We start from the raw sequence: 14,176 nt of genomic DNA, 5'->3' as shown, positions 1-14,176 counted from the left end.
CTTCATGTGTTTCCGGCGGGCTTTAACATGGTTCGATTAACCCGTACGCAGAAACGGACTAACGAAAGCGACGAACGCCAACAATGCGGCAAGAATCGAGCACTGAAATAGTGTTGTAATATATTGATAATAGGCTATTTTTATAACATACCCAACACCGTGAATGGCCAAGCATAAGAGGCGTTATGACAAACAATGAAACAGGCACCAAACTGACCGCGGCGCAGGCGTTGGATCAACTGGACGTGATGTACAACGACGCGGTTAACGCGCTGCGCACCGCGATAGAAACATTCATTGAGCGCGGTTCGCTGCCAGACGTCAACGCGCGTGCTGAGGGGTTATTCGTTTATCCTGAACTGCGTGTCTGTTGGGACGGCACCGCCCCAAGCGAGAATAAGACCCGCGCCTATGGTCGCTTTACTCATGCTGGGTGCTACACCACCACCATCACCCGCCCTGAATTGTTCCGCCATTACCTAGCTGACCAACTGGCGCTGCTGCAAGACGAATACGGTGCAAATATTGAGGTAGTCCCCTCAGGTTTAGAAATTCCTTATCCGTATGTCATTGATGGATCGAATCTTTCATTAGATCGGTCGATGAGCGCCGGGCTGGCGCACCATTTCCCGACCACCGAACTGGCTCAGATTGGCGATGAAACCGCCGACGGCCTGTTCAACGCCACCGATAACTTCCCGCTGTCACATTTTGATGCACTGCGCGTTGATTTCTCATTGGCCCGTCTGCGCCACTACACTGGCACTCCGATCGAACATTTTCAGCCGTTTGTGTTATTTACCAACTACACCCGCTATGTTGACGAGTTTGTCAGTTGGGCCTGCCGTGAAATCGCCGATCCTGCCAGCCCCTATCAGGCTTTGTCTTGCGCTGGCGGCATCTATATCACCGCCGAAACCGAAAACCCGGAACAGGCGGTTTCCGATCTGGCGTGGAAAAACCACCAAATGCCCGCCTATCACCTGATCGGCGCCAACGGTCAGGGGATCACGCTGATCAATATTGGCGTTGGGCCTTCTAACGCCAAAACCATCTGCGATCACTTGGCGGTACTTAGACCGAACGTCTGGTTAATGATTGGTCACTGCGGTGGGCTACGTGAAAGCCAGTCAATTGGTGATTACGTGCTGGCACACGCCTATTTGCGCGATGATCACGTGCTGGATGCGGTACTACCACCGGATATCCCGATCCCCAGTATCGCTGAGGTGCAGCGCGCGCTGTATGACGCCACCAAGCAGGTGAGCGGCATGCCGGGAGAAGAAGTAAAACAGCGTTTACGCACCGGTACGGTCGTCACGACCGACGATCGAAATTGGGAATTACGTTATGCCGCCTCGGCGTTACGTTTCAATCTCAGCCGCGCCGTCGCCGTGGATATGGAAAGCGCCACCATTGCCGCGCAAGGTTACCGCTTCCGCGTCCCCTACGGCACATTATTGTGCGTCTCGGACAAACCGCTGCACGGTGAAATCAAGTTGCCCGGCCAAGCCAACCGTTTTTACGAAGGTGCCATTTCAGAGCATCTGCAAATTGGTATTCGCGCTATTGATTTACTGCGCGCCGAAGGTGAACGCCTGCACTCGCGCAAACTCCGCGCGTTCAATGAGCCCCCGTTCCGCTAACCATTGCGGTTAACCTTAAGGCGCAGCCTGCTGCTGCGCCTTAAGCTTTCCGGCTCGCCATGTTAAGCGCTGTGATGCTGTAACCGTTCTCTGCGGTAAAAGCTCAGTACACATCCGCCCAGTGCAATCATTGCCAACAGCGCGCCAACAAAGCCAATGTTCGACATGCCCAGATGTAAACTGACCTGATTCCCCAACAGGGCGCCGGCACCAATGCCTAAATTATATAAACCAGAATAAATCGACATGGCGACGTCGGTTGCGTCTGGCGCCTGGCTTAATACATTGGCCTGCATCGACAACCCAATCACCATCATCGCCATGCCCCAACATGCACACAACAAGGTCAGGGTAACTTCACCGCCCGCGACGGGCAACAGCAGTAATAGACACAAAGCCAGAATAGCAATCGCGCAGATAAACACCCCCGACGGGAATCGTTCGCTATAACGGCTGAACAACAGGCTGCCAAAAATGCCTGCCGCGCCAAACAACAACAGCATTAACGTAGTGAAGTTATTACTCAGCCCGGCAATCGTCTGAATGAAGGGCTCAATATAGCTATAAGCGGTGAAATGCGCGGTCACCACCATCACGGTCAGCATATACAAACTGACCAGCGCGGGGCGCTTAAGCAACATGGGTACGCTGGCTAAAGAGCCAGAGTGCTCGCTTTTTAGTACCGGTAACAAACGCCATAGCATCACCAGCGCCAACGTCGCGACGACAGCGATACCGATAAACGTCATTCGCCAACCCAGCCATTGCCCCACCACGCGGCCAAGCGGCAAACCCAGCACCATCGCTAATGCGGTGCCACCAGCCAACATGCTCAATGCCTGTGCTTTTTTGCCCGCAGGAGCAACGCGGATGGCTAAAGATGCGGTGATCGACCAAAACACCGAATGTGCTAATGCCACACCAATGCGTGAAACCACCAGTGTAGTGAAATCCCATGCCACGGCGGTCAGTACATGACTGGCAATAAACAAGATAAATACGCCAATCAACAACGCGCGGCGTTCAATCTTGCTGGTCAGCAGCATGCAAATCAACGACGCTGCCGCCACGATCCAAGCGTAGATGGTAATGATCAAACCAACCTGCTCGCTTTGCATCTCGAAGCTTCGGGCTATATCACTCAGCAAACCGACCGGTGCAAACTCAGTGGTATTAAAAATAAAGGCAGAAACGGCGAGCACGACAACGCGCAGCCAAGCGGTACGGCGGGAAGGTGATATGTCGTCCATGGTGAACAAATCCAAAAACAGGTGGGGGGGCAATGAAGATATTTTATCCAACGCCAAACAATAATGCGAACTACATCACATTTTTATTGGTATTCCTGCTGTGAACACGACATTGAAACGCATCGTTGCCGAACGCCAGCAATTCTTGCCCGATCGGGATGACGCCCTGCTGGCTTCAAACTAAATAGCGCAGCTGACGGGGTTACATCATCCCGCTCAATACGAGCCTACTCACCCACAGTGTGGATTCGTTGCCAGCGCATCGCTGCGGCATTGGCCAACGAAACCCGCATTACGAATAATTCGCCACCCTTTAGCTTTTTTCTACGCGCTCAACCAAAGAATTGGTTAAATCGGTACGCACTTCATTACAGATTTTGGCAATACGATATTGATAGGCTGCATCCATAATTTTACTGGTATCCGTGCTCACGCTCTCGCGCACTTTGATATACAGTTTGGCCTGCGTCACAATATGGTTTAATTGCGAACTTTTAGTTTGATATAAAGCCGGGTTAATTTGCTGCAATGCATTTAACTCTTTGATGCAAGAGTACATAACTTCATCATTGCCGATGCCAGCCGTTTCAGCTTTAACCTGTAGCGCGGCAGCGTTGTTCGCCGTAACGGCCGGTTCACTCTTGGCTTTGCTACGATTAGCAGCATTCTGACATCCCGCCAATAACAGACAAACTGTTACTACTGCGACTGTTTTTTTCATGAATTTAAAAACTCCAGGCAAATTAAGATGCACTTTATGGTCGTTGACACGCGGCGGACTGTCGTAAAGAAAAAACTTACGTCCTGCGTTTCAATACTCGGATTTATGGCTATTTATAGGAAATAGCCCATTAGGCTAGCACAGAATATTCTCATCTAAAAGGCGCAATATACCGAACAAATATCACAGCAGTGAATATATCTTGTGTACGATCAATGAAATGTTACTTTCGTATTTCGCTAAGCTCTGCCCAGAGCCAATACGCGCTCGGTTGCTCATGCGCCATGGTTCGCATTGTGCTTTACCGTGCAAAAAGCCAACAGAGTGTTCATTCCACCAGCAATCGCGCATTTTATTGATTATCGGCTTTGACAAACAACCCGCCTCTCGCTAATATGCGCCCCGTTCACACGATTCCTCTGTAGTTCAGTCGGTAGAACGGCGGACTGTTAATCCGTATGTCACTGGTTCGAGTCCAGTCAGAGGAGCCAAATTTAAAAAACCCGCTTAAGGCAACTTAAGCGGGTTTTTTGTTATGGATCCAACTACGCAGCAGCAAGCCCGGGTTACCGTTCTTGCTGCTGGTGAAAGCAGGTTACTTCACTTCACCCATGGCTTTCAGTTTTTTGGATAAATCACGACGCTCTTTAGACAGATCGGCGTTTTTGATGATGTAATCATCAACACGATCTTCGTAGTCACTGCGCATGTTGGCGATGATCGCCTGAATGTCTTCGATGCTCATACCCGGCTTAATGTATTCGCTCAGGTTGTCCAGCAATAACACGCGCTTTTGGTTGTCACGAATTTTCTTTTCGTTATCGACGATTTCACGCTGCAACTTATTTTTACGACGAAACATACGCACAAACTCCAGCACGTCCTGGAAACTCGGCTTATTTGCATTATCCATCTTCATACCCTTGCTTTAGTAATACACAGATTCATATGGTTGCGTCTAGCATAACACCAAAATACAGGCTTAGGGCCGTGTGGCACAACTCTCTATAGCGCTATCTTACCCACTTTAGCACCCCGAAAAAAACCTGAAGCGCTCGCTTCATGATCTCACCCCCTATTCACCTTCTAACTCGCGTATTTATCAACCAGCGCCTGTAACGTCGCCGCCGTTTCAGCATCCATCACGCCATCATATTGTTGCTGACGGAAATGTAACTGGAAACTCCGCACCAGTTGGCGATAGCCTTCATCCGACTCTGCCGAGGTGATGTCGTAGCCATATTTGGCGAACAGCGATAATAACGTCGAGCGTTCCGGCAAACCGTGGCAACGGTAATATTGGTGGTGACGATGCTGCGTCTCGGCGTCATACCACGCTCCAACGCCCGCCTGATAGAGCTGAAGCCACGGGAATGCGGGGCCCGGATCGCTTTTACGCCCCGGTGCAATATCCGAGTGCGCGACCACATTAACCGGGGAAATATCCGGGTAACGCTGCAAAATATTACGGGTAAGTTGGATAACCGCATCGATCTGCTGCGACTGAAACGGTGGGAAGGTGATGTCTTCGCCGTCTCCGCTCGCCAGATTAACGATTTCAATCCCAATTGCCGTGTCATTGAGGTTGGTGCGCCCTCCCCACTGGCTGACGCCGGCGTGCCAGGCTCGCTCGTTTTCATCAACCAAGTTAAAGATCCGCAGTTGCTTAAATCCGGCATCCAGATAGGTTTTCTCCGTGGGATCGGGTACTAAATAGTGCGCACTGACGCCAGATCCCGTAAGCGAGGTGACAGAGTCAGCAAAATTTTGCGCGGTATAGTGCAACACCAAAAAACGCACACGGCGGTTAAAGCTGGCTACCGAGCGGTAGCTGTTGTAATCAATAGTGAACATCGCCTACTCCCTCTGTTGCGTTGACTGTCCCATAATATTCTCTCATCGTCATGATAAGCGAAGCGAACGTGATGTATCATCTCCATCTTGTATTTTTAGCTTTTTGCTAAATTCAAAGTCAATTATTTAGCAAAAATACTATTTGCCTTATTGCTAAACAATGAGATCATTCGGCAATGGAAACGAAAGAGATAAGGCGCAATAATTTGCGCGACCTGATGGCACACTACGCGCGTAACGGCGTTAATCAAACCGAGTTTGCAACCTTGGTTGACTCTTCCGCGCCCACGTTAAGCCAAATCATCGGTGACAAATCCTCGCGCAATCTTGGTGATAATCTTGCCCGGCGGATAGAAGCCAAGCTCAACTTGCCCAAAGGCTGGTTTGACGTTTTTCATGAAAAAAAGCTAAAGAAGCCGTTCGATGACGTCGCGCCAGAATCCGATTTTCAACCCGCACGGCTGAAACCGGTAGTGTGGGAAGATACGCCCCAAGACAAAGAAGAGTTTGTGGAAATAGCCTTGCTGGATATTGATTTTTCCGCCGGCGACGGCTGCTGCGAAATGATCGATCGGGAAGAGTTTTCACTGATCTTCCGCCGCTATTATCTGCATAAAATGGGCGTACCGGTCAATGCGGCACGTATTATCCGCATTTCCGGTTCGAGCATGGAGCCCCGACTGCAAGACGGTGATGTGGTCGGTATCAATACCGACGACACACGCATCCGCGAAGGGAAAACCTACGCCATTCGTCACGGCAATCTACTGCGCGTAAAAATTTTGATCGAGCAGCCAGACGGTGGCGTCACCATTCGTTCGCTCAACCGCGATGAGTACCAAGACGAATACCTCAGCTATCAGCAGCGCAAAGACCAACTGGTGATACTTGGCCGCGTTTTCTGGTCTTCTTCGTCTTGGTAAGGCCCTTATTTAAAATCCACCACCATTTGCTGTGGAATGGACAAACCGTGGGTAGATTGTACGCAACGCGCAATATAATCGGTAAAGCGTGGTGGTTTTGGCATCCCCAGCTTAAGGAGCTTTTCGTTACTAAAGCGCACATTCAGCATGGCGAACGAACCGTACAGGCGCATTGCCTTCAACATTAAGCGCTCATTGCATGGGCCGAATATATCCTTCAACTGACGACGCATTTTCACCAGCGCATCATAACTGACCTGTGCGTAATGGTCGCCAACTGGAGCGGTATCTAACGCGTCTGCCATAGCACAGTCGATATCAGCAAAGCTGACGCTGCTCTCCTCACCGGCTGAGATATGATAGACATCATTTTCCAGCGCATCACCGTGTAACAACATCACTAACGCATCCGCACAGTAATCTACGGGAATGACATCAATATTGTCCTGCAATGAACACATGAATTTACGTAGCATTAGCGCCATGCTGAACACCCAGAAAATACTGCTCGAGGGCTGGCAGCCAAGGCGAGTATGGCCAACCACAATCGATGGCCGGGCAATAATCAACGGCAACTGGGGTAATTGCTGACGCATTAACTGCTCAATGGTCGATTTTGAACGCGTGTACTCAACCAAATGTTCTGCATCCTGCTCAAACTCACCACTTTCGGCGACTAGCGTGCCCGGCTCTGGCGCACAAGACATGGCAGTACCCACATGTAAAAAACGTTGCAAACCGTCGACCTGTGCCATTCTTTTTGCAAAGGCCAGCGTTCCTTCTACGTTGACTTTCCAAATAAGTGGGTTATTGCCAAAAGAGGCGACCGCAGCGCAGTTAATCACATGCGTCACGGTGTTAATTCTTATATCTGATAGAAAACCGTCCGGCTCAGATAAGTCTCCTAGCAATATATTTTCTTGAGTAATATTTTTCAATAAATTCGCATCAAGATTAAACTTGGACATATTCATTTGAATACGCTGCAAGCCCTGCTCTACATTATCAGCCCTGACCAGCAATAAATAATTAATCTTCTGATTTTCTATCAATAACTTCTCAAGCACTGCACCACCCAGAAAGCCGGTAGCACCCGTCAGTAGTAACGTTTTCATTATAACTTATCCACAAGGTCATCGAATGAGGTGGATTGTAGGCGGATAAAATTAAACGTTCTGTCAATAGAGCCAATGCAATAGTAAACCAAACTTAAATATACGTTAACGACATCGGCTGAGCGACTCAAACTCCCGCTAACGCAGCACAGAACAACATTAGCGTTAAATGGCTTACGTTGAACCGCGATTGATATTGTTTCTGTTTTAATTGTTGCGTTATTTCATCTCTCTTTTAGGAACGACCATGAGTTATCATCGCAAAGTCTGGTTAGGCGTATTTTTATTTTGCCTGCTCTTCTGGTCAGGGATTATCGCGACGATGAGCATGTTAAAAAAACACCCATCGCATTCAGCCCCATCCAGCGAGCAGATAAGCAAAGCAGAGGCCAACCCAACGCGTCACTCCCCAGCATGATGCGGTATTGCGCGCATTTCAGTGAGAATGCATTACCACCACTTGGCATCGCGCGGTACGTCGTTACAATAGTGGCTATTCACTATGCGACTGAAGAGATGCAATTTTGAGCAGCAAGGCACCGGCCACATTCTACATCCACGATTATGAAACCTTCGGCAAAAGCCCTTCGATGGATCGCCCAGCGCAATTCGCCGGTGTACGAACCGATATGGACTTCAACATTATTGAAGATCCGCTGGTTATCTACTGTGCCCCAGCCGACGACTATCTGCCCGATCCAGAAGCGGTAATGATTACCGGCATCACACCGCAGGAGGCACAGGCAAAAGGCGTATGTGAAGCAGAGTTTACCCGTCAGATCCACGAGGCATTCAGCGTGCCGAATACGTGTATTCTCGGTTACAACAACATTCGTTTTGATGATGAAGTCAGCCGTAATATTTTTTATCGCAGCTTTTACGATCCTTACGCCTACAGCTGGCAGCATGGGAATTCCCGTTGGGATCTGCTTGATGTCATGCGTGCCTGCTATGCTCTGCGGCCAGAAGGCATCGTTTGGCCTGAAAACGAAGACGGCTTTCCAAGTTTCCGTTTAGAACACTTGACCCGCGCCAACGGTGTAGAACACGAGCAGGCGCACGATGCGATGTCAGACGTGTACGCCACCATCGCCATGGCCAAGTTGGTGAAGCAGGCACAACCTAGGTTGTTTGATTATCTGCTGCAACACCGCAACAAACATAAACTAAACGCCTTGATCGACATCGCTGACATGACGCCTTTAGTGCACGTTTCTGGTATGTTTGGTGCAGCACGCAGCAATACCAGTTGGGTTGCTCCGCTGGCTTGGCATCCAGACAATAAAAACGCCGTGATCATGTGCGATCTAGCCGGCGATATTACCCCACTGCTGGATTTGGAAGCAGACCAACTGCGTGAGCGCCTGTATACCCGGCGCGATCAACTGGCTGCCGATCAAGCGCCTATTCCCATCAAATTGGTGCACATCAACAAGTGCCCGGTATTAGCACCGGCTAAAACTTTGCTGCCAGAGAATGCCGAACGATTAGGCATCGATCGGCAAGCATGTCTGAATAATCTGAACATCCTGCGACAACACCCAGAGGTGCGGGAAAAAGTCGTCGCGCTGTATGCCGAAGCCGAGCCGTTTATCCCAAGCGATGATGTCGATGCCAAACTGTATGACGGTTTCTTCAGCGATGCTGACAAAGCAGCGATGAAAATCATTCAGCAAACCAAACCGCAACATTTGCCCGCGCTGGATCTGACGTTTAACGATGGCAGAATGAAAGAATTGCTGTTCCGTTTCAGGGCACGTAACTACCCCAACACATTAGACGACAGCGAGCAACGACGTTGGTTACAGCACCGCCGGGAGGTGCTCAACGCCGAAAAGGTCGAGCGCTACATCTTGCAACTGGAAGCGCTCTATAACCTGCATGAAGGGGATAAAGCCAAAATGGCGCAGTTGAAAGCGCTGTTTGATTACGGCAAACAACTGGTGGGATAACCTGAAGACCGCGCCGCCTAATGCCGTTGCGTTAAGCCTGAGCGGCATTGGGCGTTGTTACGTGGCACTTGCCATAACCCGCAGCCAAACATCGCCGCTATTACCCCACCGTAGTGGCCGGGCACACCCGGCCTGCATCCCATATCCGGCATTAAACAACCGGTCGGGCGCGGCATGCCACGCCCCTACAGGCAACCTCATCACTCAGCCAAATATCGCCGTAGTGGCCGGGCATGTCCGGCCTGCATCCCATATCCGGCATTAAACAATCAATCGGGCGCGGCATGCCACGCCCCTACAGGCAACCTCATCACTCAGCCTACCCGCCGTAGTGGCCGGGCACGCCCGGCCTGCATCCCGTATCCGGCATTAAACAACCGGTCGGGCGCGGCGTGCCACGCCCCTACAGGCAACCTCATCACGCAGCCTACCCCGCCGTAGTGGCCGGGCACGCCCGGCCTGCATCCCGTATCCGGCATTAAACAACCGGTCGGGCGCGGCATGCCACGCCCCTACAGGCAACCTCATCACTCAGCCTACCCCACCGTAGTGGCCGGGCACGCCCGGCCTGCAACCCGTATCCGGCATGAAACAACCGGTCGGGCGCGGCATGCCACGCCCTTACAGGCAACCTCATCACGCAGCCTACCCCGCCGTAGTGGCCGGGCATGCCCGGCCTGCACCCCGTATCCGGCATGAAACAACCGGTCGGGCGCGGCATGCCACGCCCCTACAGACAACCTCATCACGCAGCCTACCCCGCCGTAGTGGCCGGGCACGCCCGGCCTGCATCCCATATCCGGCATTAAACAATCAATCGGGCGCGGCATGCCACGCCCCTACAGACAACCTCATCACGCAGCCTACCCCGCCGTAGTGGCCGGGCACGCCCGGCCTGCACCCCGTATCCGGCATTAAACAACCGGTCGGGCGCGGCGTGCCACGCCCCTACAGGCAACCTCATCACGCAGCCAAATATCGTCGCTATTACCCCGCCGTAGTGGCCGGGCACGCCCGGCCTGCACCCCGTATCCGGCATTAAACAATCAATCGGGCGCGGCGTGCCACGCCCCTACAGACAACCTCATCACGCAGCCAAACATCGCCGCTATTACCCCGCCGTAGTGGCCGGGCACGCCCGGCCTGCATCCCGTATCCGGCATTAAACAACCGGTCGGGCACGGCATGCCACGCCCCTACAGAAACGATGAATGACGGAAATAAGCGACGGGGAAAGCCCTAAGGACGGGTTTTAGGCGAGGCAAACGGGACGTTTACGCACCGAAGATGATACGCAGAAAGAAGGCGTGTCGTTGGCACAGCCAATCAACTGAGTTTGGGGAATGAGTGGATTGTCAGGGGGCATACCTTTACCCCCTGACTTAGTCGATTCGCAACGCTTCATCTTATGACACGCAGAGAACGACCTAAAATACCCATAGACCTGATAAAAAAGGCGTTAGCAAATGCACATTACGCTTTCACCGCCTTTCTTATCGTGACCAACACCAAGTTGGGGTTAGGCCAAATCTTCACTGGCTTGTGGCACAGGAAGACGGAAGCTACGGGTGACAAACGCCAGATAAATCAGGCCAATGGCGGCCCATACCAGACCCAGCGTCATCGAGCTGGTTTCCAGGTTCAGCCACAGCGCACCCACCGTGAGCGCCCCCATAATAGGCAAGATCAAATAGTTAATGGTGTCCTTGACGGTACGGTTCATCTTATCGCGAATATAGAATTGCGAAATCACCGACAAGTTGACAAAGGTAAAGGCCACCAATGCACCAAAGTTGATCAACGCCGTTGCGGTCACCAGATCAAACGATACGGCCGACAGGGCAATCACCCCAACCAGCAGTACGTTCAACGCTGGCGTTTGCCATTTTGGATGAACATAACCGAAGAACCGCTGCGGGAATACGCCATCACGGCCCATCACGTACATTAAGCGAGATACACCCGCGTGCGCTGCCATACCGGAAGCCAGAACCGTTACGCAAGAGAACACCAGAATCACCGACTGGAAGAACTTACCGGCCACATACAGCATGATTTCAGGTTGTGATGCATCCGGCTCCTTGAAGCGAGAGATATCCGGGAAGTACAGCTGCACGAAATAAGACACCACGATAAAGATGATGCCGCCAATCAGTGCAGTCAGGAAGATGGCTTTCGGGATCACATTTTCTGCGTTTTTGGTCTCTTCCGACAGTGAGCTAATGCCATCAAAGCCGAGGAAAGAGAAGCACAGAATAGTGGCTCCGGTGATCATTGGCACCACGTGCGCATCCTCTGACCAGAATGGTCGGCTGCTCACCAGTTGGCCTGCACCTTCACCGTGATAAACACCGTTAATCACCAAGCCCAGGAAAACGATCATAATCGCCACCTGTACCACCACAATAATGGAGTTCAGGTTAGCTACCAGTTTGATACCGCGCAGATTAAAGAGCGTCATCAGCCCGACCAACGCCGCGACGAAAATCCACGAAGGCACACCTGGGAAGATCGCTTCCAGATAGATTTTTGCCAATAAGATGTTGATCATCGGCATAAACAGATAATCCAACAGCGATGACCAACCCACCATAAAGCCAACATGTGGGCCAATGGCTTTTTGGGCATAGGTATAAGCTGAACCCGCTGAAGGGAACTTTCTGACCAACTTGCCGTAACTGAGCGCGGTGAACAACACCGCCAACAGCGCAAACGCATAGGCCGTCGCAACGTGGCCATCCGTCAGGCCTGAAACGATACCAAAGGTGTCAAAAATGGTCATTGGTTGCAGGTAAGCCAACCCCATCATGACAACAGGAATCAATGTCAGCGTTTTACGCAATTGAGCACGGGGTGCCGGAGCGGTAGCGGCAGCGCTAAGGATATTATCGGACATGGCGCAGCCCCCCCTTACCTTCAGACTTGCGGAGAGTAGACACGCTAAGACTCAAGGTTGCGGGGAAACTTCGCAACAGGCGACTGAATTCTAAAAGAGGGGTATTGATTGCGGGATAGCGCGTCAAGGCTGCCTTGGCTGCTGCTCCGTAATCGCTGCGGCCGCAGCGGAAACCGGCGGGCACCGGTACTAAAGTGAAAAATTGCCCCATCTTTCTTATCCTCATGAGTCACGACCATAAAGTTTTGGTTGATCGTGCACGAAACTGTTTATCTATCCGGCTCGAAGACCGGCCTCTCTTGGTGTATGAAACGCTCAGTTTACAAAACAAAAATGCAAAAAAAATAACCGACGCTTTAAAGCGTCGGCTATCTGCATTTGGTATATTTTGCATCAGAAATGCGCCAGATGACAAGATCCAGTAAGCGTCTTATGCAAATTCTTTTAGTAAAACGTGCTTAACGTCTGCCAACTGGCGAATAACTCCGCTAATCACCTTACTAAAAACAATTTATTTATCTTTGTATTAACATTTTTACGCATTCTTCAACATCCAGAAAATCTCAGGTTCGGTTTGCCAACGTTCACTCACATAAATTTATATGATTTACCGACGAGATAAATATGGCAAAACGCCCCACTCCCCCCAGTAACCGATCTCAACGCGACACCGTTTGTGGACGGCGGAAAACTTCATCGCTCGAAATAACATCCATTTTGCGGGGTAAAGTCCTAACATATTTGTTTTTCCACGATTACACTGCCGGTTAATCATTCAACTCGTCTGGCTAAATTGAGAACTTTTTTGACCGGAACCGTGTTCCTCCCTGCATTCTGCGTAGCGTTTGTTCTACCTTGACGGGGAGTAGTACGGGCAATATATTTTCCACAGTCATCATCCCGCTATCGTTTGGCGGCATGATCACTGCCAATCACCTTTTTATAAGGAAGTCCGATTATGAGCGAAGCCAGCTTGGCGCCAGGTAAGCGTCTGTCACAAATCCGCCAGCAATTGGGTTTGTCACAACGCCGGGTGGCCGAACTGTCCGGGTTGACCCACAGCGCGATCAGCACCATCGAACAGGATAAGGTTAGCCCTGCCATTAGTACGCTGCAAAAACTGTTAACAGCCTATGGGTTATCGCTATCGGAGTTTTTTGCTGAGCCGGAGCGGCAAGAGGAGCCTAAGGTGGTGATCAACGCCGACGATCTGATAGAAATCGGCAGCCAAGGCGTATCGATGAAGCTGGTACATAACGGGAGTCCAACGCGCAACCTGGCAATGATGCTGGAAACCTATCAGCCAGGCACCACGACCGGCGAAAAGATCAAGCACCAAGGTGAGGAAATCGGCACCCTGCTGGAGGGTGAAATTGTTTTAACCATCAATGGCCAAAGCTATACACTCAGTGCCGGACAAAGCTACGTGATCAATACCGGCATTCCTCACAGTTTCAGTAATCCCTCAACGCACGTGTGCCGCATTGTCAGCGCACATACGCCGACAACATTTTAAAGCCGATGCGATGGCGGTGCTCGGGCATCCAACCTAGCGCTGCTTTCGGCACAAATCGTGCGAGAATCACCTGCTCGCACGATTTGCCCAATAAACGTCTTGAGCAATGTCTGTCATATACCATTCCTGCCGCACAGGTGTCTCATCATCTTGTTTGAGCCAATGCCAACCGATAAATGATAGACGTTATCATCTATTGCCAATGGCGCTTGGGCTAACACTTGCCATAACGGCTTACCTTACACATCATTAACCGCATGATTAACCTATTTTAAATTAAAAAATAGTTTCGCAGACAATCTC

General features: G+C 51.0%; 11 protein-coding genes and 1 tRNA gene. 6 read left to right on the top strand and 6 right to left on the bottom strand.

Translation table 11 applies throughout. The features are described from left to right. The first annotated feature begins 185 nt into the window (after nucleotides 1-185). Entirely contained in the window at nucleotides 186-1,646 is a 1,461-nt protein-coding gene (locus ACQKDS_RS04470) for an AMP nucleosidase (RefSeq protein ID WP_399666866.1), read from the top strand. A gap of 62 nt (nucleotides 1,647-1,708) precedes the next feature. Here the strand turns inward: ACQKDS_RS04470 and ACQKDS_RS04465 are convergent, their stop codons facing one another. Then, complete coding sequence (locus ACQKDS_RS04465) at nucleotides 1,709-2,896, bottom strand: sugar transporter (RefSeq protein ID WP_399666869.1); 1,188 nt, start codon at nucleotides 2,894-2,896, stop codon at nucleotides 1,709-1,711. 313 nt (nucleotides 2,897-3,209) lie between these two features. Continuing rightward, the gene (locus tag ACQKDS_RS04460) at nucleotides 3,210-3,617 is read right to left on the bottom strand and encodes a hypothetical protein (protein ID WP_399666872.1); all 408 of its coding nucleotides are present in this window, start codon (nucleotides 3,615-3,617) and stop codon (nucleotides 3,210-3,212) included. A gap of 415 nt (nucleotides 3,618-4,032) precedes the next feature. Between ACQKDS_RS04460 and ACQKDS_RS04455 the strand changes: the two genes are divergently transcribed. Beyond that, a tRNA-Asn gene (locus tag ACQKDS_RS04455) sits at nucleotides 4,033-4,108 on the top strand. Nucleotides 4,109-4,212: 104 nt separating this feature from the next. Here ACQKDS_RS04455 and tmaR read toward each other — a convergent pair. Then, nucleotides 4,213-4,530, bottom strand: coding sequence for a PTS system regulator TmaR (gene tmaR, locus ACQKDS_RS04450; RefSeq protein WP_399666875.1), 318 nt, complete (start codon nucleotides 4,528-4,530; stop codon nucleotides 4,213-4,215). Nucleotides 4,531-4,703: 173 nt separating this feature from the next. Further along, nucleotides 4,704-5,471 (bottom strand): N-acetylmuramoyl-L-alanine amidase, encoded by a 768-nt coding sequence (locus ACQKDS_RS04445; RefSeq protein WP_399666878.1) that lies wholly within the window; start codon nucleotides 5,469-5,471, stop codon nucleotides 4,704-4,706. Between the two features lie 176 nt (nucleotides 5,472-5,647). Here ACQKDS_RS04445 and ACQKDS_RS04440 point away from each other — a divergent pair, with 176 nt between their 5' ends. Next, nucleotides 5,648-6,394 carry a helix-turn-helix transcriptional regulator gene (locus ACQKDS_RS04440; RefSeq protein WP_399666881.1) on the top strand — a complete coding sequence of 249 codons (747 nt, stop codon included), beginning with the start codon at nucleotides 5,648-5,650 and terminating at the stop codon, nucleotides 6,392-6,394. Nucleotides 6,395-6,399: 5 nt separating this feature from the next. On the opposite strand, the gene ACQKDS_RS04435 is transcribed toward ACQKDS_RS04440, so the two are convergent. Next, nucleotides 6,400-7,509 (bottom strand): SDR family oxidoreductase, encoded by a 1,110-nt coding sequence (locus tag ACQKDS_RS04435; protein WP_399666884.1) that lies wholly within the window; start codon nucleotides 7,507-7,509, stop codon nucleotides 6,400-6,402. Between the two features lie 247 nt (nucleotides 7,510-7,756). On the opposite strand from ACQKDS_RS04435, the gene ACQKDS_RS04430 reads away from it, so the two are divergent. Beyond that, complete coding sequence (locus tag ACQKDS_RS04430; protein WP_399666887.1) at nucleotides 7,757-7,927, top strand: hypothetical protein; 171 nt, start codon at nucleotides 7,757-7,759, stop codon at nucleotides 7,925-7,927. A gap of 106 nt (nucleotides 7,928-8,033) precedes the next feature. Then, nucleotides 8,034-9,461 carry an exodeoxyribonuclease I gene (sbcB, locus tag ACQKDS_RS04425; protein WP_399666890.1) on the top strand — a complete coding sequence of 476 codons (1,428 nt, stop codon included), beginning with the start codon at nucleotides 8,034-8,036 and terminating at the stop codon, nucleotides 9,459-9,461. Between the two features lie 1,519 nt (nucleotides 9,462-10,980). On the opposite strand, the gene ACQKDS_RS04420 is transcribed toward sbcB, so the two are convergent. Further along, the gene (locus tag ACQKDS_RS04420; protein ID WP_399666893.1) at nucleotides 10,981-12,357 is read right to left on the bottom strand and encodes an APC family permease; all 1,377 of its coding nucleotides are present in this window, start codon (nucleotides 12,355-12,357) and stop codon (nucleotides 10,981-10,983) included. A gap of 958 nt (nucleotides 12,358-13,315) precedes the next feature. Here ACQKDS_RS04420 and puuR point away from each other — a divergent pair. Further along, nucleotides 13,316-13,873 carry an HTH-type transcriptional regulator PuuR gene (gene puuR, locus ACQKDS_RS04415; RefSeq protein ID WP_399666896.1) on the top strand — a complete coding sequence of 186 codons (558 nt, stop codon included), beginning with the start codon at nucleotides 13,316-13,318 and terminating at the stop codon, nucleotides 13,871-13,873. Nucleotides 13,874-14,176: the final 303 nt, after the last annotated feature.

It is taken from the genome of Serratia sp. NPDC078593 (assembly GCF_050268245.1).
GTDB lineage: Bacteria > Pseudomonadota > Gammaproteobacteria > Enterobacterales > Enterobacteriaceae > JBNNGK01.
The sequence above is the reverse complement of the archived record's forward strand: the minus strand, read 5'-3'. Positions and strand labels throughout refer to the sequence as shown.

Excerpts from the sequence above, each read along its gene's own strand:
- ACQKDS_RS04470 (WP_399666866.1), top strand. The coding sequence starts at position 186 with ATGACAAACAATGAAACAGGCACCAAACTGACCGCGGCGCAGGCGTTG.
- ACQKDS_RS04465 (WP_399666869.1), bottom strand. The coding sequence starts at position 2,896 with ATGGACGACATATCACCTTCCCGCCGTACCGCTTGGCTGCGCGTTGTC.
- ACQKDS_RS04460 (WP_399666872.1), bottom strand. The coding sequence starts at position 3,617 with ATGAAAAAAACAGTCGCAGTAGTAACAGTTTGTCTGTTATTGGCGGGA.
- tmaR (WP_399666875.1), bottom strand. The coding sequence starts at position 4,530 with ATGGATAATGCAAATAAGCCGAGTTTCCAGGACGTGCTGGAGTTTGTG.
- ACQKDS_RS04445 (WP_399666878.1), bottom strand. The coding sequence starts at position 5,471 with ATGTTCACTATTGATTACAACAGCTACCGCTCGGTAGCCAGCTTTAAC.
- ACQKDS_RS04440 (WP_399666881.1), top strand. The coding sequence starts at position 5,648 with ATGGAAACGAAAGAGATAAGGCGCAATAATTTGCGCGACCTGATGGCA.
- ACQKDS_RS04435 (WP_399666884.1), bottom strand. The coding sequence starts at position 7,509 with ATGAAAACGTTACTACTGACGGGTGCTACCGGCTTTCTGGGTGGTGCA.
- ACQKDS_RS04430 (WP_399666887.1), top strand. The coding sequence starts at position 7,757 with ATGAGTTATCATCGCAAAGTCTGGTTAGGCGTATTTTTATTTTGCCTG.
- ACQKDS_RS04420 (WP_399666893.1), bottom strand. The coding sequence starts at position 12,357 with ATGTCCGATAATATCCTTAGCGCTGCCGCTACCGCTCCGGCACCCCGT.
- puuR (WP_399666896.1), top strand. The coding sequence starts at position 13,316 with ATGAGCGAAGCCAGCTTGGCGCCAGGTAAGCGTCTGTCACAAATCCGC.